Origin of the sequence: Niastella sp. OAS944 (assembly GCA_024809215.1) — a bacterium.
Taxonomy (GTDB): Bacteria; Bacteroidota; Bacteroidia; order Chitinophagales; family Chitinophagaceae; genus Niastella.
Genome location: JANUBW010000004.1, coordinates 601,701 through 621,718 on the forward strand (window position 1 = coordinate 601,701; position 20,018 = coordinate 621,718).

20 protein-coding genes are annotated in these 20,018 nt (G+C 41.8%); 9 read left to right on the forward strand and 11 right to left on the reverse strand.

Annotated elements, in window-relative coordinates; genetic code table 11:
• Nucleotides 1–11: 11 nt before the first annotated feature.
• Both GGD38_RS20650 and GGD38_RS20655 read right to left on the reverse strand, forming a co-directional pair.
• Entirely contained in the window at nt 12–3,161 is a 3,150-nt protein-coding gene (locus GGD38_RS20650) for a SusC/RagA family TonB-linked outer membrane protein (protein ID WP_375302296.1), read from the reverse strand.
• A gap of 391 nt (nt 3,162–3,552) precedes the next feature.
• The gene (locus tag GGD38_RS20655; RefSeq protein ID WP_375302297.1) at nt 3,553–5,184 is read right to left on the reverse strand and encodes a DUF6377 domain-containing protein; all 1,632 of its coding nucleotides are present in this window, start codon (nt 5,182–5,184) and stop codon (nt 3,553–3,555) included.
• Nucleotides 5,185–5,408: 224 nt separating this feature from the next.
• Here GGD38_RS20655 and GGD38_RS20660 point away from each other — a divergent pair, with 224 nt between their 5' ends.
• On the forward strand, nt 5,409–6,494 hold the full coding sequence (locus GGD38_RS20660; protein ID WP_375302298.1) for a putative phage abortive infection protein: 1,086 nt from the start codon (nt 5,409–5,411) through the stop codon (nt 6,492–6,494).
• 207 nt (nt 6,495–6,701) lie between these two features.
• Nucleotides 6,702–8,048 carry a vanadium-dependent haloperoxidase gene (locus tag GGD38_RS20665; protein ID WP_375302299.1) on the forward strand — a complete coding sequence of 449 codons (1,347 nt, stop codon included), beginning with the start codon at nt 6,702–6,704 and terminating at the stop codon, nt 8,046–8,048.
• A gap of 49 nt (nt 8,049–8,097) precedes the next feature.
• Here the strand turns inward: GGD38_RS20665 and GGD38_RS20670 are convergent, their stop codons facing one another.
• The 8 genes from GGD38_RS20670 to GGD38_RS20705 form a co-directional block, all read right to left on the reverse strand.
• A complete protein-coding gene (locus GGD38_RS20670) occupies nt 8,098–8,808 on the reverse strand; it encodes a type 1 glutamine amidotransferase domain-containing protein (protein WP_375302300.1) in 711 nt (236 codons plus the stop codon).
• A 240-nt stretch (nt 8,809–9,048) separates the two neighbouring features.
• Nucleotides 9,049–9,966, reverse strand: a complete 918-nt coding sequence (locus tag GGD38_RS20675) for an ADP-ribosylglycohydrolase family protein (protein ID WP_375302301.1) — start codon at nt 9,964–9,966, stop codon at nt 9,049–9,051.
• Nucleotides 9,963–10,451: a hypothetical protein gene (locus GGD38_RS20680; RefSeq protein ID WP_375302302.1), complete on the reverse strand. Its 489-nt coding sequence runs from the start codon at nt 10,449–10,451 to the stop codon at nt 9,963–9,965. Before GGD38_RS20680 ends, GGD38_RS20675 begins: the two co-directional genes overlap by 4 nt.
• A 152-nt stretch (nt 10,452–10,603) precedes the next feature.
• Nucleotides 10,604–11,260 carry a DUF3826 domain-containing protein gene (locus GGD38_RS20685; protein ID WP_375302303.1) on the reverse strand — a complete coding sequence of 219 codons (657 nt, stop codon included), beginning with the start codon at nt 11,258–11,260 and terminating at the stop codon, nt 10,604–10,606.
• A 78-nt stretch (nt 11,261–11,338) separates the two neighbouring features.
• A complete protein-coding gene (locus GGD38_RS20690; RefSeq protein ID WP_375302304.1) occupies nt 11,339–11,935 on the reverse strand; it encodes a short chain dehydrogenase in 597 nt (198 codons plus the stop codon).
• 15 nt (nt 11,936–11,950) lie between these two features.
• Complete coding sequence (locus tag GGD38_RS20695) at nt 11,951–12,163, reverse strand: hypothetical protein (protein ID WP_375302305.1); 213 nt, start codon at nt 12,161–12,163, stop codon at nt 11,951–11,953.
• A 61-nt stretch (nt 12,164–12,224) separates the two neighbouring features.
• A complete protein-coding gene (locus GGD38_RS20700; protein ID WP_375302306.1) occupies nt 12,225–13,082 on the reverse strand; it encodes an AraC family transcriptional regulator in 858 nt (285 codons plus the stop codon).
• Nucleotides 13,083–13,119: 37 nt separating this feature from the next.
• Nucleotides 13,120–13,830: an SDR family NAD(P)-dependent oxidoreductase gene (locus GGD38_RS20705; protein ID WP_375302307.1), complete on the reverse strand. Its 711-nt coding sequence runs from the start codon at nt 13,828–13,830 to the stop codon at nt 13,120–13,122.
• Between the two features lie 314 nt (nt 13,831–14,144).
• Between GGD38_RS20705 and GGD38_RS20710 the strand changes: the two genes are divergently transcribed.
• Entirely contained in the window at nt 14,145–14,894 is a 750-nt protein-coding gene (locus tag GGD38_RS20710; protein WP_375302308.1) for a hypothetical protein, read from the forward strand.
• Here the strand turns inward: GGD38_RS20710 and GGD38_RS20715 are convergent.
• On the reverse strand, nt 14,881–15,081 hold the full coding sequence (locus GGD38_RS20715) for a hypothetical protein (protein WP_375302309.1): 201 nt from the start codon (nt 15,079–15,081) through the stop codon (nt 14,881–14,883). The genes GGD38_RS20710 and GGD38_RS20715 overlap by 14 nt on opposite strands.
• 97 nt (nt 15,082–15,178) lie before the next feature.
• On the opposite strand from GGD38_RS20715, the gene GGD38_RS20720 reads away from it, so the two are divergent.
• The 6 genes from GGD38_RS20720 (at nt 15,179) to GGD38_RS20745 (ending at nt 20,017) form a co-directional block, all read left to right on the forward strand.
• Nucleotides 15,179–15,700, forward strand: a complete 522-nt coding sequence (locus tag GGD38_RS20720) for a YqgE/AlgH family protein (RefSeq protein ID WP_375302310.1) — start codon at nt 15,179–15,181, stop codon at nt 15,698–15,700.
• 215 nt (nt 15,701–15,915) lie between these two features.
• Nucleotides 15,916–16,161, forward strand: coding sequence for a hypothetical protein (locus GGD38_RS20725; protein ID WP_375302311.1), 246 nt, complete (start codon nt 15,916–15,918; stop codon nt 16,159–16,161).
• Nucleotides 16,162–16,330: 169 nt separating this feature from the next.
• The gene (locus GGD38_RS20730; protein WP_375302312.1) at nt 16,331–16,540 is read left to right on the forward strand and encodes a hypothetical protein; all 210 of its coding nucleotides are present in this window, start codon (nt 16,331–16,333) and stop codon (nt 16,538–16,540) included.
• A gap of 185 nt (nt 16,541–16,725) precedes the next feature.
• Nucleotides 16,726–17,532, forward strand: coding sequence for a glycoside hydrolase (locus GGD38_RS20735; RefSeq protein ID WP_375302313.1), 807 nt, complete (start codon nt 16,726–16,728; stop codon nt 17,530–17,532).
• 217 nt (nt 17,533–17,749) lie between these two features.
• Entirely contained in the window at nt 17,750–18,913 is a 1,164-nt protein-coding gene (locus tag GGD38_RS20740; RefSeq protein WP_375302314.1) for a redoxin domain-containing protein, read from the forward strand.
• A gap of 234 nt (nt 18,914–19,147) precedes the next feature.
• Complete coding sequence (locus GGD38_RS20745) at nt 19,148–20,017, forward strand: hypothetical protein (RefSeq protein WP_375302315.1); 870 nt, start codon at nt 19,148–19,150, stop codon at nt 20,015–20,017.
• Nucleotide 20,018 lies beyond the last annotated feature (1 nt).

Consider the following 20,018-nt stretch of genomic DNA (forward strand, 5'->3'; position numbering starts at 1 on the left):
TTAAACGATGGCTAGAAGTTGATATCGATACCTGCTGAATACAATCTTACCTGCGGATATTGTGACACTGCATCTAAACCGCGGGTGGTAACACCTACTGCATTACCTACAAAACCCGATTGTGCGGCCGCAGAAAAAGCGCTTCCCAGCTCAGGATCGAGCCCTGAATATTTTGTGATGGTAAACAGGTTATTGGCCATTACAAATACACGCGCTGTTTTAATACCTGCTTTTTGTAACAGCGCCGCGTTGAACGTATAACCCACTTGCAGGTTTTTCAGTTTCAGGTAATCGCCCGGCTCAACAAAATAACTGTTCACCGAGGTATAGTTCTTATTAGGATCGAGGGTAAAAGAGCCATCGTTGTTCTTTACACCCAAACGTGGTTGAGCGGTGAGTTGGTTATCGCCCAGGAAGGAGGCGCCAAATACTTTTGAAGTGGTGTTGCCATCAGAGAATGGATACATTTCATAGGCCTTCACGCCATTGAAAATATCAACACCCGCCACGCCATTGAACAACAGAGACGCATCGAACCCTTTATAATTAAGCCTGACAGCAGCGCCATACACTAATTTCGGGTTGGGATTACCAATCACCTGCCTGTCGTCGGGCGAAAGGGTTTTGCCGTTCTTATCATCATGCGCAAAAATAAGGTCGCCGGCTTTTGCATTGGGTTGAGCGCTGGCCGCCGCTTCGGCATCAGTTTTAAACATACCGATCACTTTATAGCCATAAAAAGAACCGAAGGGCAAACCGGCTTTTGTTACAGTTATATTCTGGTTCGACATTACATTGAATGCCGCATCACCGGTAGAGTAATAGTTATAACCATCGAACAATTTATCATTGGCAATACCGCTGAGGTCAGTTACCTTGTTCTTATTAAATCCGCCGTTAAGGCTAACGTCAAAGCTTAACTCCGACACCTTGCCGCGATAACCCAGCAACAGGTCAACACCTTTGCTGCTCACTTTGCCAATATTGGTAAAATAAGGCACCGTATAACCTGAGCTCAGGGCAACCGGCAGGGCATACAACATATCTTTAGTATCGCGATTATAATACTCAGCCGTGAAGTAGATCTTTCCATTCATGGCCTCACCATCTACACCCAGATTGGTTTCGTAAACGGTTTCCCAATGCAGGTTGGGGTTAGGAATGGAATTTATGGTTACACCAATGTCGAGCGGTCCGCCTGGCGTAAAGTTGGCGCCGGAAAGCGAACCCAGTGCATTAGGCCCGGTGAAGGAGCTATACGATGCCACATAGGTATAAGGCGGAATATTGCTATTACCCAGGGTACCATAACTACCCCGAAGTTTTAACCGGCTTAAAGTTGTTTTTAACGGCGTAAAGAAATTCTCTTCGCTGATATTCCAACCAGCGGAAAATGCGCCAAAAACGCCTTTTTGTTTATTAGGACCAAACACGGTGAAGTTGGCATCCTGCCTTATAGATCCTGTTAAATAATAGCGGCTTTTATAATTATAGTTAAGCCTGCCGAAGAATGATTTTACCAGCCCGTTATCGTCGTTCTTGCCGCTAACAGTAGCTGTTGATTGAGTGGTTTGAACAAAGGAATAACCGGGCATCCCTACATAACTTTGAAAAGCACCGATGTTGCGGTATTTAGAAGCTATTTGCTCAAAACCTGCGATGGCGTTAATGGAATGACCGCCGAAGCTTTGGTCGAAAGTAAGAACATAGTTCGTTAATACCTGGCTGCTTTTTATCGAAGTGCGGGTAAGTGAATTCACATTGTTCACCACCTGGCCAAAATCGAATGCCGCCTGGTAATAATCCTGCGATTCTTCATAATACGAATAACTGATATTGCTTCTAAAGGTGAGGTGCAGGGGCAGCTTAACTTCTGCAAATACATTTCCCTGTAAATTATTTTTGAAATTAATGGCATCGGCCGATTCCATGGCGCCTACCGGGTTGGGGCCGCCGAACTGTAAACCGTTGTAACCGCCCGGCACTACGCCCCAGGTGCCATTTGCATTCTTAATAGGAATAATGGGCAATGTTCTAAAGGGGGCATTATGTAATTGCGCCTCACTACCTACCGGTGGCGCTGTTTTACGTTGAGAAAAAGCCAGCTGTTCGCCGATCTTTAAAAACGAGGTGAGTTTATAATCGGTATTGATACGCGCTCCGCCGATATTGGAATAATTTCTTTTATAAATACCGGTTTGTTTATTATAAAAACCCGATAAAAGATAATTCACTACAGGCGAAGAACCTGCAACAGACAAATTATAATTATTTTCCGACGCATCGCGGTACAGGGCATCTGTCCAGTCGGTATCGGCCAGTGTATCGGTATGTGTGGCATTGGCAAAAAACTGCGGGTGTAAAATGTTTTGCAGTTTAATGTATTGCTCTTTGTTCAATAAGGAAATAAGCTTTGGTTTGGTAATACCATACCGGGCATTGAAGTTAATAGTAGGTTTTGCCGATGCACCTTTTTTAGTAGTAACAACAATAACGCCACCCGCGGCTGCGGAACCATAAATGGCGGCGGCGCTGGCATCTTTTAGAATATCTACGGTGGCAATATCCTGCACGTTGAGATTGTCGCCATTGGTGCGAACGCCATCCACTATATACAGCGGATTGGGTTGGTGTAATGAAGAAAGTCCGCGGATGATGATGGTTGAACCGGCATCGGGACTGCCCGATGATTTAATGACCTCTACACCTGCTACCCTACCTTGTATGGCATCGGTAACATTGGTAACAGGCATGTTCCTGATGGCTTCCCCTTTTACCGAACCCACCGCGCCGGTTACATCCGATCGTTTTTGGGTGCCATAACCCACTACGACAATAGCGTCTAAATTGCCATCGGCAGCTTTCAGGATAACATTAATCAGGTTGCCAGAAGGTATGGCCACCTCCCTTGTTTCGTACCCAACATACGACACCACCAGGGTTTTTACGTTGGCCGGCGCCAGCAGTTCAAATTGTCCTGAAGCATTTGTGGTTACATTGTTTTTTGTATTTTTTATCAACACGGTGGCGCCTGCCAAAGGAGCGCCTTTTTCATCCGTTACGGTGCCGGTAACAGATTTTGACTGGGCAAATGTGATCTGGAAAACCAGTAGTAATAGGAAGCTGCACCATAGGTGTGGAAGCAATCGCCTTCTTCGCATAAACTGTTATTTTTTGAATTGGTTGAATTGAATAACTGACAAGCGAACTCAAAAAAAGAACAAGCGCAGGGCGAAAGCAAATTGTATAGCTAAAGTATAGGAAATATTGGCTAAAAAGCGATTATGCGGCTGCGTAAGTAATTTATCATCAAACCGTTATACACGTATATATTTAAGGAATATATATTCAAATAAAAGGGGGTTACAGGTTACATGGTGCAGGTTACAGGGCTTATATTCATAATGCTTTCCAAATTGCCGGCCGCGCAAATGTCCTGCAACCTGTACCCTGAAACCTGTAACTGTATTCTGCCTTTCCCGTAACCGCATTTGTATTTCCCTGCAACCTGTACCTTGAAACCTGTAACTGCATTATGTCTTTCCCGGTAACTTAATCAATCGTCTTTATCTGCATAATTCGCTTTTCAAACTCATCATTGGGCACTATTGATTTATTGCGAATGCGGGTTTTGTAGGTGTTGATGGTATTGATGGAGTACTGCAGAATATGAGCTATCTTTTCATTTTCATGAATACCCATGCGGGCCAGGGCAAAAATGCGCAGATCGGTATTGAGCAGTTCATTATCCTCCAGTTCAATGCGGTCTTCTTCCCTGAACAGTTCATTGAACTCGGCCACAAAATTGGGAAACAGTTTTAGAAAAGCCCGGTCGAAATGTTTCAGCAGTTCTTCCTTTTCCCTTTTCAGGTTGATATTATTTACCAGGAATTTTATTTCATCATATTTGCGTTCGGTAAGTTTTTGATCAACCGATTTTTTGAACCGTTCTATCTTATCAAAGAATTCAGAGTTAACATTAAAGAAATAACCAATATACTCTTCTTTTATCTTGTTGGCGTCGTTTAGCTTTTCGTTGGTCTCGGACAAGCGCCGGTTTGCTTCCTGCATATTGCGATGCGCTTCTAAAATGGCATCCTGGGCTCGCTTTAATTTTTTCAATTGTTTGAATACAATTATTATGAGGGTCACAACCAGCAACAGTAAAAAAGTGACCAGACCGGCATACCACAGCAATTTTGTTTTTTGCTGTTCCACCATGGCATATTTCTGCGCCTCTATCAACGGCAGTACATCACCAACCTGTACTTTACGTTGACGGGCGCCGAAAAACACCGCGTCGGAAAATGCCTGATTAATACACACCGATGCATTTTTAATATCGGCCCGCTTATATAATAAGGTAGAAAGAATAAAAGCCGCTGAAGTTTCCTTGGTACTGCTTTGCACATCGGCGATGGTGGCCCTGATAAGCAAAAGAATGGCACTATCGATATCGCCATTCTGAATATACAGGTCGCTTAGGGTGGAAGCTGTAATGGCAATCTGGTGTGGTGTAAGGCCGGAACGTGAAAGCAACACATCGAAATTTCGTTTGGCATCGGTGCGATTGCCCTTTTTTAATTCTTTCAAACCCTGGAAGTAAATATAGTCGTACCCGTTTTTATCCCAAATGGCCAGGGCTGAGTCGATGTACAGCGCGCCCTTTTCATTATAGCGCGGCGTATGGTATTGGTCTTTATCGTAATCACCCAGGTCGTAATAATATCTTCCCATGAGGGCATAATATTCAGCGCGGCAACTATCGGGCACTACACTTATTTGAATTGAAGAAAGCGAATCGAGTGTTTCTTTATACATGCCCGATGAAAGCAGCGAGAAACCCATTTTGATACGGGCATAATTTATAAGGGCAGCATCGTTGAGGCGATGTGCCACTGCAAGCATTTTTTTGGCATAACCGTATGAGGAGTCGAACTGGTAAACACGGTAAGCGCTATACAGGTTTTCATATGCCCTGAACAAAGCCGGCAGATCGTTATTATTAGTAGCAGCCAGATCCTGTTTTACGACATCGATGGCCGACTGCTTTTTCAGGTCGAACTCCTGGTCGTGCTGTAAAACCTCATTCAACCGGCTAAGGGAACGGGCAAGCGTATCCGTTTGAGCATTCAGGTTACAGAGCAGGAAAAGATAAGACAAAAGCAGGAAGAGCTTCTTCATATGCATCGTTCTGGTAATGGGGCTTTGATCAAAACTAAAGCAGAAAGGGAACAAAACCAAATTAGCAGGCCGTTAGCTGTACTTTAAAACAAGCTATGGCTTAAAAGTATTTGATCTTTATCAATTTCCATCACCATTCTCATTTAAATTCCCCAAGGCTGCCATACATAACGGATATTCGGAATAACTTTTGGGATCAAATAACAGAGCAATAACCGAATATTATGCAAGACAAGAAAAAGAACTATAACACCAACCTTACCCCGCTGATAATAGCGTTATTAGTACTGGCGGGTTTACTGTATGTTTTTGCACTCCTTGCACCCTTTTTATTTACCAGTAGGGCATCATTGAAATACTTCGACTTCAGAAACACCGGTCAAATTGGCGATACATTTGGCGGATTGATGAGCCCTTTTATCAATCTTTCGGCTGTAATAGTTACCGGACTGGCTTTTTACATGCAGTACAGGGCCAATAAGTTGCAGGTTGATATTTTCACCGACCAAATAAAACAAACAGAAAGGCAGTTTAAAAAGGAGCAGTTATACCAGGAAAAACAAAACAGGGTTCAGCAATTCGAAAGCCAGTTCTTTGAAATGCTTCGCTTACATAAAGAAAATGTTGATGAGCTCACTATAACGAGTGTTGTAAACGGGAAACAGGTCTCAAAACGACAGGCCTTTGTAACCATGGCCGATGAGTTTAAAGCGTTTTTAAGCTATATCAATTACGATCATCTGCCTTTCATAAATGAATACAAACACGCGTACGATATTTTTTTCTGGGGCTGGAACAGTGATTATATAGATATAGATTCATTATCTCATTCCTGGTCGGGCATAATAGAGGGACCAAACGACAGGGACTACTCACACCCCATTGACTTCAGGGAGTACAAAGGCTATTCAAGTTCGTTAGGGCACTATTTCAGGCATTTATTTTTAATGGTAAAATTTGTTGCTTATAGTGATGCCATAACCGACTACAACAGCAAGATGAAATATTTAAAAATACTAAGGGCCCAGTTAAGCAATCATGAACAGATCTTACTTTTCTACAACTGGCTTAGTTCAAACTATGGTGGCGCCTGGGAAAATGAGGAAAATAAGTTTTTTACCGAGTATAAAATAATACATAATCTTTGGGTTGGTGAGCTATATCAAAATCAATATATAATAGATGCAGTAAATGAACTTATTGATAAGTACAATTCAAACCCAAAAGAAACGCCCTTATTTGAATTTCAGGGAAAAGATTTTGATTATAAAATGAAGAATGAGCACAAATCGCTTTCAGATCATTTTTAGATGTGGGAAACTGTGATAATTCTGACAACCGTCAGGTCATTACCACATATGACTTAATTGCCATACCTTCGGTTCCTGTTTCTCTTCCCCTCCTCTTGAAACTTTTGCAAAACTACATTTTATTAAATGTAATTTTTAAACCAATGGTTTGATCATTTACATAATTAGCCTCATTCACTTCATCATTCATACTTAAAATGATTAGTTATGCCATTATTTTTAACAACTAATCGTAGTGTAAAACTATTGTCAACCGTAATACTAATAGGCATACTGTGCAGCTGCCATAAAAGAGATCTTCCTTTTCCCCGGCCACAGGAAGAAGAGAACGCCGACGTGGTGTATGCCTGGTACAAATTTATAGCACAAACACAGCGGCCGGCCAATCCGCAACCAGTTGTAATATTGGCCAACAGAAATTTTGGTTTTATAGGTGTTGGGCTTTACGAAGCGGTTCGCCCCGGCGCTAAAGGATCGGCCAGTTTGTCTTCCTGGTTATACCAAATGCCAGCGATGCCGGAAGCTGACCTGAGCAAAGAATATTTATGGAGCGAAAGCGCCAATGCAGCCCTCGCCAGTATGTTCAAATTATTCCTGGTAAACCTTACCGATGCCAATAAGGTAAGTATCGATTCAATGGAAAACGCTAACTACAATCGGTTCAGCACAGACAATTCAGATGCTGTACTTATGCGGTCACAGGCATTTGGGCGTGCCATTGCCGAAGCTATTTACAACTGGTCAACAACAGATAATTTCAATCTTTCCAATGTAGGTTATGTTCCGCCACCTGTTACACCTTCATCCTGGATTCCCACCCCGCCTGCCTTTGCTACGGTAGGTCCTTTCTTACAAAATTCAAGACCTTTTCTTGCGTATAGTCTTACAGCTATTGCTCCGCCACCCATTCCATTTTCAGAAGATAAATCATCATCATTCTATAAAGCCAACAATGAAGTATATGAGATAGGCAAAAATTTAACCGATGAACGAAAAGCAATTGCCAACTGGTGGGCCGATGCAGGCGGAGCAGCTGTTGGCGTTCCGGCGCCTTATCATTTACTTTCCATTATTACCTGGGTGCAGGAAGACCGGAAGGCTAAATTGTTACAAGCTGCAGAAGTATATGCCAAAACAGGCATTGGATTAAAGGATGGCGCCATAATTACATTCAGATCAAAATATCATTATAACCTCATAAGACCCATCACCTATATTCAACGGAATATAGATACCGCCTGGCAGTCTTATTTAGTTACACCGCCTTACCCCGACTATACCTCGGGCCTCGTTGGGCTTTACTCGCCTGTTATAAACGTATTGAAAAATGAGTATGGCGATATTGATGTTACCGACAATACGTATGATTGGCGGGGCTTGCCTGCGCGCCACTTTACCTCTTTATCCAATTTACTTGATGAAGCAGCCGTTTCAAGAGTGTATGCAGGTATTCACTACAGGTTTACCCAGGAAATTTCAATAAAACTGGGAAAACAGCTAGCCGATGAAATTGATGACATCAAATTATTACCAAACAAGTATAAACATCCATAAAGAATAAACCCGCCAGGCACTACGCCGGCGGGTTTGTTTATAACGTTTACTAAGCTAAAGCAGCTTCCTGCAGCCTGCCTGCATACTCAAGTAAAGTAGTAACAGCTAAAACAGACGAAGCAGGATTTTGACCGGTGATCAGTAATCCATCGCGGGTTACAAAAGGCATCCAGTCTTCGCCTTTTTGAAAATTGGCGCCAAGTTCTTTCAACATATCCTCCAAAAGGAAAGGAACAACTTCGGTCAGTTGCACAGCTTCTTCTTCTGTATTGGTAAAGGCGGCAACCCTTTTTCCTTTTATAAGCCATTCGCCGCTGTTTGACTTAACATTCTTTAAAGCTACCGGGGCATGACAAACCAACGCCACCGGTTTACCATTATTAATGAATGACTCAATAAGTTTTATGGATTCTTTATTATCGGGAAGGTCCCACATGGGGCCGTGGCCGCCCGGATAAAAAATGGTATCAAAATCACTTTCCGACACCTCGCTCAGTGGTACTGTGTTGCTAAGTTTATTTTGCGTATCCTTATCGTTATAATACCTTATTGTGGCCTCTGTTCTGTTCTCAGGGAGATCACTTTTAGGATCGATGGGCGCCTGTCCGCCTTTGGGTGATGCAATAACAATTTCTTTTCCAAGATCATGAAACTTGTAATAGGGAGCGGCAAACTCCTCGATCCATAAGCCTGTTTTTTTGCCGGTATTGCCTAATTCATCATGAGAAGTGACAACGAACAGAACTTTGTTGATTTTCATAATTTTTTAATTTAGAAGTGATGAAACTGCTACATATGAGACCAAACAGCTCACTTCTAAATAAGTTGGTATCCTTTTATAAAATCAGCCCTAAAAAATCATGATTGTAGTCATATATTTTTGAAAACATCAGTAATATACAATTATCCTTCATCCAATCTTTTGGGCACGTTATTTTCAGAAGTGAGTCTTTTTATAAAATTGCCGTTTTGTCGTATTCGTAGGAAGTAACATCCCGCTCTAAACAATAATGCAATCCCGGGTCTTCTTAACCACCTCCATCATCCATTCAATATTATCTACGGCTTTCAACTTACTTAAAAGTTCGGCGGGAATATTTTTGTAAAGAGCACCTGCTATTTGCCCGGCCAGCGATGCATTAGTATCGGTGTCGCCGCCGGCATCAATAATAGCTTTATACATATCGCGCAATCCGATCTTATGCACTTGTGTAGCCGCGAAGATGGCAAAAGGAATAGAGTTTACTACATAGCCATTATTACCTAGCTGTGCAATGGATTTTATATCAGCGCTGTTTTGAATGGCATTGATCTCAATCAGCCTGTCGCGAACCCGGGTATCGGGCAATTCGGAAATTATAAGGTCAAACAAATTATTTTCACCCCACCAGGCACCTGAAATAATTGATTTAATACTTAGAAATATTGCCAGTGCCCCAACATACGCTTCATCATTGCGGTGAGTTATGCGGCAGGCATCTCTTATGTTTTGTCTTGAAATATTTGAAAAGAAGGCAAGAGGTGCAATTCGCATAGCGGCGCCATTACCAGCAGCATACTCCCCTTCACGGCCAACCTGGCTCCAATGTGCGCCAGCCTCCAATTCAATAATTGCCTTTAATGAACTGGCGCCAAGCCCTGTCAGCCTTTTCTCTTTATAATAACGCACAAACTTATTTGCCAATAGCGCCGCATCAAAATCACCGCCAGCGCAAAGCGCTTCGCAGGTAGCCATTGTTAGCTGGGTATCATCGGTAAAGGCCCATTTCTTTTCTGGCGCTTTTGGCGGGTATAAATAAAAAGTAGTTTTATTATCCGGAACGATCATATTTTCAAAACAACTGCCCCAGGCATCGCCTATGGCACCAGCTAACATGCAGGCTTCGAATTGTTGTTTTAATTTATTCAGATCGTTCATAATTCGAAACGAGGTAACTTTTCCAAAGCAGGCTCCCAGGTAAATCCCTGCTCAAGTTGGATGACCAAATCGGCGAGCAGCGTAAGTGATTGATCGGATGTAGGATTTGATTCAACCACCCGGACCTTTATTGAAAAAAGGCATGTACTAAACGGGATCGCTATATCCCCGATATATAATACATGATCAGCTAAAGGTAGCTTCGCTAACGTACGTACAATATCAAATGGATTCCGCCTGAATACTTCTACCCCAATCAATTCACCATTTACTCCTTCAATAATGCTACGATGATATTCTGTAAGCTCATTCACATTTTTAATGGTGGGAATATCGGGCGTTTCATCAAAATAGTTTATCGATACAGTAATTGTGTCTTCTGGGTTTGTCCAGTATATTTCATTATCTCCCTTTTCCTTTCGCCAACCCAGGTCGGGTATGGAGATAGAATTGAAAGATATTTTATTTTTATAGGTGTGAGACATGAAGAATAACATTGCAGTCAAATATACACATCGGCCTTTAGATAAAGAAGGGATCGGCCAGGATAGAATTCTCCTGCTCGATCCCCCAATTACGTAAAAGTAATACAGCCGAAGTGATCATTAAATTTGCACCCAGGGAGCGAAACTAACCATCACTTATTTTTTGCCGACTTCTCAGCTTTTGCTTTATCAACATACGTTTTGAACAACTGCCGCCAGTTACGGCCATTGTTATTCAGGTATTGCTCGCATTTGGTTTTGTAAATTTCAAAAATAGCCGAGATCTGTTTCATACTTTTATAGTCGATCGCCTGCTCACGCGCCTGTTTTAAATACTCAAGTATTTTGGACTCCTCTTCCGGCTTAAGATCTGGCACAATGGCCTTATAACCTTTAAGGGTAAAAGCCACTTTTCCGATGGTATATTGATCAAGTATGAATTCAACCTGCTCTGGCGTAAGGTCTTTGTTCAACGCATCCATCAGGTCTTTATGAACCGAGGCTGGCATCGCTGAATTGGCAATGATCTGCCGGTCGAGCTCAGACAGTTTGTTACCAGTAGCCGGATTAATACCAGCCGGAACCGTAGAAGCCGGATGCTCATTGTTCCAGTCGCGAACGGTTTTTAAATGGGTCCCCACAGCGGCCGTTACCCTTTTTTGCTTTTCAACATCTGTTAATTTCAAACCAGCTGTCCATTCAGCCGCTTTTTTCTCAATCTCCGCATTGGCTTTGGCAGAGTCTGTTTGCGCCAAACAAAACATGGGTAGCATAAGAAATAGCGCAATGGTAAATGGCAAACATTTCATAATGGTAGTTATTTAAACATCCTTATGATGTATAATAACACCCCATGGTTGCAAAATAAAAGGCAAAAACATAATTAATCAGCCCAGCCTGATCACCTGCCCCGTATTAGCCCCAAATACACTCTTTCTAAAACCATATTCGAGCTGTTGCATAGTTACCGGCACCTCACCCGGGAAAAAGGGGAAATATTGTGGTGAATTTTCAATAACGCCGGGACTAACAGCATTTATGCGTATACCCTTTTCCAACTCAATGGCTGCACCTTTCACAAACCCTTCTACTGCAGCATTAGCTGCCGATGCGTTGGCAAAATTCCTTTGCGGCTCGTGGGTTACCGCACCGGTGATAAGGGTAAATGAGCCCTTGGGGTTTATGTAATGCTGGCCTATCAGTACCAGGTTTATCTGTCCCATCATTTTGCCATCCACACCTTTTCTGAATGTAGCATCGGTTAAATTCTTCCAGGGCCCTACATAGGTGGGACCTGCAGTACAGATCAATGCATCAAAAGCGCCCAGCTTTTTATACATTGCTTCAATTGATTCGGGCGAGGTAATATCCACTTGAATGTTCCCGCTTTGCCGCCCCACCCTAACCACTTCATGTTCTTTTTCAAATGCGTTAGCCAAATAGCTTCCCATAGTGCCATAAGCACCTACAATTACAATTTTCATTTTTATATTTTTAAATTATTTCTTCAAAAACCTGTGTAATAAATAGTCAATGAAAGGCAGGCCCACGAACATCATCCAGGGCACTAATGAAATGGTGAGAATAAAAGTTCTTTGATACAATGGAACAGTCGCCAGTTGATTGCCAAATACAAAGAGGAATAATGTTATAGAGGGATAGATCACCATCCATATTTTAAGCGACAGTATCAATTTTGCTTTTGTTTTCATGTAACAAAACTAAAACAGACAGCAGGCTGCTTAACAGGACGATTACATAGTTGAACAGGACTTATTTAAAATTCTTTCTAAATACCTCGGGAGAATACCCTGTTTGTTTTTTGAAGAACCTGACAAAATAGGATGCATCTTCATAGCCTAAATGATCGGCTATATCTTTTACCTGATGGGGCGTTGCCAGCAAATAACGTTTTGCTTCCAGTATGATTTGTTCATTAATAAGGTCTGAAACAGTTTTACCTACAGCCGATTTTGTAATGGCATTTAACTGATACGACGAAAGGTTCAACATACCGGCATATTGCGCAACGCTTTTCATATGGCAGATATTGGTTTCCAACAATTGTACAAACGCCGAGAACCGTTCGTACATATAACCATTTTCGCTTTTCGCAATTATGCCCGGATGGCGGCTTTGTCGCAGGTATTCTATAAAAAACAGATCGAGATTGGCTTTTATCGCTTCTACATAACCATCCTGTTTTGTGCTGTATTCATTCATAATACTGCCCAAAATAGATTGTAATTTCACAAACCTGGCGGCCTCTACTTCACAATGATTTTTACTGGTTGCCTTTTTCCATCGCTGATCGGTAAGCGTATTTTTGGGCTGATAAAAAGTGCGGTCAAATTCCAATAAATGTCCGCTGCTGTTTGCTCTTAATTCAAGGCGATGCACCTGGCCCGGACGAATAATAAACACAGTATGCTCATGCACCTCGTATTGTATAAAATCGATCTCATGCCTACCCTGCCCCTGTTGCAGCACCAGCACAAAAAAGAAATCGTGTTTATGAAGGCCGTGAACAAGATCATTTCCATTTAAAATTTCCTGAATTTCACGAATATTGAACCGGCCGGTATTGTCTTGTTCTTTTGAAGAAATTTGTTTGACCGGTATTGCTTTCATAACCCAAAGGTATTGGTTTTTGAAACGGTTAAGGGGCTTATCCTATTTTCCTGTAAATGCCAAAAGGCAATCTTTTCAAAATAACAGCTATTAGCCACCACCGTTTTGTTACATAAGCCACCCGCTTTTTTGCGGCAATAGCAACCCTGATCTGGCGGGCAGCTTTTTCAACCGGAGCTACCCAAAATTGTCCGTACCCCTTAGCCATTTTGGTTTTTATAAAACCCGGACGAATATCCGTAACCACAACATCTACATGCAGTTTACTCGCTTTTATATTCAAACCCTCGGCATAATTGCTAACATAAGCTTTAGAGGCGCTATAAGCCGGAGAATGGCTATTGCCCCTTAATGCAGCCACTGATGATATTACAGCCAGCTGACCATGGCCCTGCTTGCGGAAATAATTAAACGCAAAAGAAGCGGTTTTTACAAATCCCATTACATTGGTAGCAGTGGAATCCAGCTCAACTTCGGCCACCAGCTCATTAGCCGGGTTGCCATAACCGGCGCAATAGATCAACAGGTCAATACCATCCATATGCGTTATTAATGCCCCTAACTCCGAAACCACATTAGCCGTTTGTACATCGAAGCAACTGATGTGGATACCAGGCAATTGGCCTTGCAACTCCTGTAATAACTCCTTTCTTCTGCCAGTAACCGCCAGGGTATTTCCCAGTTGATAATATTGCTGCGCCAACTCCCTGCCAATACCCGAAGTAGCACCTACAATGATGATTTTCATAATGCACTAAAAGATAGGATAAAATAAGCAAAAGGGGTTTGGGAAGAAGGGAAGCAAAAAGGAAAGACCCGGTGTAGACACACCGGGTCTTCTGGTATTGGCTCTGATTAGTAGCATCTTTAAAAACAGTTCATCAATACGTTTTGACTAATACTTTTTCAGAAATTTTAATATTTTTTGATGTAGAGGCTAATAATTACCCAATTACCGGCATTGCAGGACCGAGACTATGATTATTTTTATTAATACGTCAGAAATGGGTTGTTGCTGTAATTTTGAGCAAAATCGAATACATTGTATCCATAAACGCCAACATGAATAACATGATCTCGGCCATAAAAAATAATGTACAGGACAGGAACTCTGTTGCCTGGAAGCGGCTTTGCGATTACGTTGAAAAAATTGCTGCTGAAGGAAATGACGAATTTTCTCCTGTAAAGGAATTAGGCCCCGAACTTTTCTCCCAGATCTATACGCTGCCTGAAACCATTGCCACCCTAAAAAAAGTAAAAAGGGTTTGGCTTTATGGTAGTAAATTAAAGCGTATTCCACCGGAAATTGGCGAAATGGAATCACTGGAATATTTTGACCCATATACTTCATATGACCTGCATTGGTTTCCATATGAGATCATCAATTGCAAAAAGCTTAAAGACAGCCGGGTTAGTACCAGGGCGCTATATGGCAATTTTAAGAATAGAAAGGGATTCCCTATATTAACAAATAACCCTGTTCGATATGAAGGGAATACGGTAAAATGTAGTATTTGTAAAAAAGACATGTCGTGGCTTGATACAAATCAACTTTGGGTATCATTGAGGATTGGCACCGATGTATTGCCTTTACTCGTCAATGTATGCTCTTCCACTTGCGAAGCTGCTATACCGGCTCCCCCAAAAGACTATATCCCACATGCACACAAAGGTGGTAGCAACCTTAAGCAGCTGCGTGGCGATAATGATCTGTCGATTGAGGAATTTAAACAAAAGTACGCGCATAAAATAATAGACATTTCTTCTATTGAAGATCAGAATGAACCTGCAAAATCATCTACTCGTACGTAACCGTAATCGTTATAATGGTTACATCGGGCTTTTGCGTTTCGGCTACTGAAGCGTTGTAAGCGGGGTTGGGAATAGACGATTGACTTTGGGTTATAAAAGAGGGTTTCAAAGGAATTTTTGAAGCGGCGGTTTCCATTTCTGTTTTTAACTGCAGAATATCGGTTCCCTGAAAAATTTGAACTATCATGACTGATTTTTATGAGCCTCAAAATAATCATTTAGGTCATAAATGAAAATAGCAGGCTTTCACCCATACTTGCTGGATTATTTCCATCTTTGTGTACATGTCAAATAATAATCCCACAATAAAAACAGGTTCAATACTCATCAGTGCTCCTTCACTTGAAGACCCGTATTTCGATAAAGTGGTCATTTATATTGCGGAGTACAATGAAAAAGGCGCATTGGGTTTTGTGATGAACCAAATATTTGAAAGAACATTCAATGAGCTTACCGAATTCCGCACCAGCAAGCCTTTTCCTTTACATGAAGGCGGACCGGTTGAAAGAGAAAGCTTATACTTCATTCACCGTGTGCCGGATCATATACAAGAAGGCCGGCCCATAGCAGATGGCGTGTATATAGCAGGCAATTTTAAACAAGCCGTTGATTACCTAAACACCGCTAACGATGCGGAAAGCAATCTCAGGCTTTTTATTGGTTACAGCGGTTGGGATGCCAATCAACTTGACGATGAAATTAAAGAAGGCAGTTGGCTTATTGTTGAAGCATCGGTTACAACCATCTTCGAAACTGCCGAAGCATCGCTTTGGGAAGTGCTGCATAAAAGGGTGAACTCACTTTGAAGACTCCCGGGGAAATATTCCTGAATAAACCTGCTAAAACAAGGTCCATATTTTAGCATACTCAAAAGATCCTGTTCCGGCTAGCGGGGCAGGATTTTTTCTATTAAATACAGGGTCGTAAAAACTACAGGAAAACCACTATTTAACCGTTTGTTATACACTTTAACGGCTATCATACTTTAATTTTTGAATGTGTTTTATAACTTTGCGAAATCATGGATAGAAAGGTAATTTTCAATTTTAAGCAACACATCGAAACCAGGCAGGAAGACATTTGTATCTTTTTGCCAATAGATGACATACCGAAACAAGGTCATAGTGTCAGTTTTAACTATAAACTGTCTGAAGACCTGGACAATACGACATGCGTAGCACAGGAAATCCGGTATAATTACTTTAAAGGTGGATTAGATTGTATTGTTGTGTATTTAAAAGCAGCAGAACAAAAGCAGTTTGCATAAAAAATAGCCGAAAAAAGCTGTTTTATTGCCCTAAAGATTTTCCGAAAAAAAGATTGCAGGTTGTCAATGGAATTATTCCGTGACAACCTGTTGCTTTTTTGTGCCAGTTTATGCCAGGGGGCGCCATGCGCTTCCTGGCATAATCTTTTTGTAGTTTACTAAAAAGCATATGATCTCAGGTAAACGCGATGAAGACCGGAAAAGAGAAGAACAGGAAAACGCGAAGAACGCTTTTGTAAATGGCCAGTCGCCCGAATCGGTTAAAAAGAACCCTAATCCGCGGGCTAATGAAAATCTTCCCGACAAGGATAAGAAAAACAACGACGACGAAGACATTACCGGGCCGGGAAGTGAGGTTACGGATGGCGAAGATGGGTAAAAAACAAAAACATTCGGTGGTGGCGCTATCTTACTTTATTATAAGCGCTGATATTCTCTATAAGAGTTTATCCCCCATAATTTACCAAAATGTACCCGATGGTGCTCTTGATATTAGTTGAGCTTTGACCTACCTATTAATTCTAATTAGGGAAGCTGCACATTAACTAATATCAAAAAGCCATTATGAAAAAAACAACTTTAATTACCATTGTCTTTCTTTCTATTATGATGGGTACATCATGTATGAAAGATGCTCCGGCCAACAATTCAACACACCAGCAACAAACACAATCCGAAGCAAAAGAGGAAGCTACGTTTGTAACACTTCTTCCCACCACTTCATTTAATTCTTACAGCACCTATTGGAATAATTTTTATCCATGGGGCATCGATCATAACGGATCGGCACGTATGAGGACCCAAAATATGTCCACTTCAGGCGGGGTGCTCACTATGACTGCTTACCCCGGAACAGTTAGCGACAAGCCAAGCATCCATTATTTTTCCGGCACCTGTTATGCGAAACAACAGGTTACTGTAAGCGCCTCGTGGCCTAAATGGCGGGTTTCAGGTGAGTTCCAGTGCCCTTCAGTTAAAGGCACCTGGCCGGCTTTCTGGCTGAACGGAGCTAATCAGTGGCCGCCGGAAAGTGATATTATGGAGTTTAAAGGAAGTACCACAAACTGGACGAACACCTACAAAAATCAAAATGGTCAGTGGTCAAGTATTGGCACAGTGATCTCAAACCCGGCTAACTGGCATACATACACTGCATATTTAACAAGAATTGGCACTACTAACAACGTGAGCATTGAATACTGGATAGATGGTACAAATGTATCAACACAAACCGGTCAAAACTTCGTAAACGAACCGCTTAACTTAATTATTGACCTGCAAATGGAAGGCTCTTCAGGCACGCCGGGCCCTTCAGGAAACACGGTTATGCGGGCGAGAAATGTTACCATTCAAAGAAGCGCTACGTTATAAGCATTCTAATCAAATACCAGCTTCACTATTGTAAAGTTTTATAGGCTAAACCAGGCCCCCTTGCGAGCAGGGCCTGGTTTATTTTATGATCCCGCGCTTTATGGAATTTCATGAATGCTGCATCATCAGGGTGTCATAAAATACCACTAACCACTTTGCTTGTACCATGATAGTAAAAACCTTAATTGCTTTCATCCTGTGTTCAGCCAGCTTCATCATGAAGTGCTTTTCTCAACCAAACCCTACCTCAACGGGCTTCCAGATTACCGGTCATATTACAGGAAGAAATACCGGAACTGTTGTGCTAATGCATATGAATAATACAAATGAATATCATCGCGATAGCACCGTACTCGATCATGGCAGTTTTAGTTTTTTCTGTAATGTGAGGGCCGCCTCAGAAGCGTTGATCTGGACAAACATGCAGAACAAAGATTTTGATGATCAAAGTGTGATCCGGTTTATATTGAGCCCCGGCGCCATTCAAATATCAAAAATCGACGGTATAAAAAAAGCAACTATTACGGGTTCACCGCACCAGGATGAAAAAGAGAAATGGGATCATGTTAAATCTTCGCAGATTGATACAGCCGAATACTATTTTCAAACCCTCCGCACCCTGGTCTTGCGTAAGAAACAAACGGGTCATTCAGATTATGCAAAACAAATTGACTCCCTGGGCCAACTTGTGGAAGCAGCCAGGGGCGTTATTACCAAAATGGACGTAGGTTATATTGCATCACACCCTGAATCGTATTTGAGCGGATACCTGTTGGGAAAACGATGCCGAAGAATACCAGTTGATTCGGTGAAACTTTTATATAACGCCCTGGCCGATAGCGTAAAAAACAGCTCAGTAGGTTATGAGGTGTTGTCCTATGTGTACCCGTTAACAAACGACACTGCATTCAGGGCTAAAAACCCGTTGTTCGACCAGGATTTTAATAAACAGCTGGCAGGCATCAGGTCAATACACGATTTCAAGCTCCAGGACTTATCGGGAAAATGGGTAGACTTTACCAGCTTCAAAGGGAAATACCTGGTGATAGATATGTGGGCCAGCTGGTGCGGCCCCTGTATTAAAACCATACCGGCATGGAATAAATTGATACCACAATACAATCCTAAGTTGATTCAGTTTATTACCGTTTCCATGGACACAGAGGTTGATGCCTGGAAGCGATCGATAGCGCAACATAAGCCGGGCGGATCCGCATTTATAGAGCCCCGTGCCTTCAACAGCCTGTTTGCTGTATACTGCAAAGCATTGTGGGTTTCCCATTATGTGATTGCAGATCCCACTGGTCATATTCTAAACTACGATGCGCCACATCCCGATAACCCGAAATTCAAACAGATAATCGACAATCTTATTAAATAACAAACTATTTTGCGTTCATTTTACGCAAAAAACTTGCACATATCAAAACGCCTGCTTAAATTTGCGTATAAATAACGCAAAAACAATGATATTACTGGCATAACCCTTGACAGCAAGGGGTTCCAACTGCTTCTGCCGTATATAAAGCATCATTAAAAAACATAAGACGGTTCCACAAAAAACTGTACTCCGGTACGGGCAGGGATCCTATGTGTTTATTAAAAAAGTTAACACATGAATGCACTGATCGAAAAAATTAAGAAGGCAAATAAAATAGAAGATGTGTTGAACCCGGTGAATTTTAAAACAGAATTCAACACCATTGTAAAGCAGATCCATCCGGATACCTGTACCGATATGGGTGCTGTGGAAGCAACTTCAAAAATGAATATCTGGAGGGAGCAGTATGAGAACGGCAAACCATTTACAGATGATGCTGGTATTTTTAAAACGAATGGCTATTGGGCCCACTTTACTTCTGCCCTATCAAACCTTACCGCATCGGTTGACAATTATAATATGTTTCAACAACTGCGGTCTGACGCAGATATGCATTTCAAAAAGTATTTGCCAAAAGAATGTATTGGGCTGGCAGATGGTACTTACCGGTTTTCGTTTGAAAAAAGGGCCATTCCGTTATCAGGATTACAACTGCCACAGGAACATGTTAACTGGGTGCTGAACAGACTGCTGGAATACATTGCCTACCTGTCGCAAAGCGGTTTTGTTCATGGCGGACTTAATCCTGAATCGGTTTTTATTGTTCCGGAAAATCATGGCATACAGGTGGTTTCTTTTTACCACCTCGCACGGAAAAACAGAAGAATACACACAGTATCGGGCCGGTATATGAACTGGTATCCGGCACAGATCTTACAATCAAAAACGGCGTCTTCGGTGACCGACCTGGAATGCGCCAAACGCATAGCTGCGTACCTGTTAGGCGATAAATCAGGCAATGCGGTGAAATTCAGAAAAACGCACAACGAAGATTTTATCAATTTCTTACTTACCCGGCATGATGATGCTTACCAGTGCTTAAGCCACTATCAGCAAATGTTGCGTAAGAATTTTAAAAAAAGCTTTCATTCATTAACCATTTAAA

Excerpts from the sequence above, each read along its gene's own strand:
- GGD38_RS20660 (WP_375302298.1), top strand. The coding sequence starts at position 5,409 with ATGCAAGACAAGAAAAAGAACTATAACACCAACCTTACCCCGCTGATA.
- GGD38_RS20695 (WP_375302305.1), bottom strand. The coding sequence starts at position 12,163 with ATGAAAACAAAAGCAAAATTGATACTGTCGCTTAAAATATGGATGGTG.
- GGD38_RS20675 (WP_375302301.1), bottom strand. The coding sequence starts at position 9,966 with ATGAACGATCTGAATAAATTAAAACAACAATTCGAAGCCTGCATGTTA.
- GGD38_RS20725 (WP_375302311.1), top strand. The coding sequence starts at position 15,916 with ATGGATAGAAAGGTAATTTTCAATTTTAAGCAACACATCGAAACCAGG.
- GGD38_RS20740 (WP_375302314.1), top strand. The coding sequence starts at position 17,750 with ATGAAGTGCTTTTCTCAACCAAACCCTACCTCAACGGGCTTCCAGATT.
- GGD38_RS20670 (WP_375302300.1), bottom strand. The coding sequence starts at position 8,808 with ATGAAAATCAACAAAGTTCTGTTCGTTGTCACTTCTCATGATGAATTA.
- GGD38_RS20685 (WP_375302303.1), bottom strand. The coding sequence starts at position 11,260 with ATGAAATGTTTGCCATTTACCATTGCGCTATTTCTTATGCTACCCATG.
- GGD38_RS20700 (WP_375302306.1), bottom strand. The coding sequence starts at position 13,082 with ATGAAAGCAATACCGGTCAAACAAATTTCTTCAAAAGAACAAGACAAT.
- GGD38_RS20735 (WP_375302313.1), top strand. The coding sequence starts at position 16,726 with ATGAAAAAAACAACTTTAATTACCATTGTCTTTCTTTCTATTATGATG.
- GGD38_RS20705 (WP_375302307.1), bottom strand. The coding sequence starts at position 13,830 with ATGAAAATCATCATTGTAGGTGCTACTTCGGGTATTGGCAGGGAGTTG.
- GGD38_RS20655 (WP_375302297.1), bottom strand. The coding sequence starts at position 5,184 with ATGAAGAAGCTCTTCCTGCTTTTGTCTTATCTTTTCCTGCTCTGTAAC.
- GGD38_RS20720 (WP_375302310.1), top strand. The coding sequence starts at position 15,179 with ATGTCAAATAATAATCCCACAATAAAAACAGGTTCAATACTCATCAGT.
- GGD38_RS20690 (WP_375302304.1), bottom strand. The coding sequence starts at position 11,935 with ATGAAAATTGTAATTGTAGGTGCTTATGGCACTATGGGAAGCTATTTG.
- GGD38_RS20680 (WP_375302302.1), bottom strand. The coding sequence starts at position 10,451 with ATGTCTCACACCTATAAAAATAAAATATCTTTCAATTCTATCTCCATA.
- GGD38_RS20730 (WP_375302312.1), top strand. The coding sequence starts at position 16,331 with ATGATCTCAGGTAAACGCGATGAAGACCGGAAAAGAGAAGAACAGGAA.
- GGD38_RS20665 (WP_375302299.1), top strand. The coding sequence starts at position 6,702 with ATGCCATTATTTTTAACAACTAATCGTAGTGTAAAACTATTGTCAACC.
- GGD38_RS20715 (WP_375302309.1), bottom strand. The coding sequence starts at position 15,081 with ATGATAGTTCAAATTTTTCAGGGAACCGATATTCTGCAGTTAAAAACA.
- GGD38_RS20710 (WP_375302308.1), top strand. The coding sequence starts at position 14,145 with ATGAATAACATGATCTCGGCCATAAAAAATAATGTACAGGACAGGAAC.
- GGD38_RS20650 (WP_375302296.1), bottom strand. The coding sequence starts at position 3,161 with ATGCGAAGAAGGCGATTGCTTCCACACCTATGGTGCAGCTTCCTATTA.
- GGD38_RS20745 (WP_375302315.1), top strand. The coding sequence starts at position 19,148 with ATGAATGCACTGATCGAAAAAATTAAGAAGGCAAATAAAATAGAAGAT.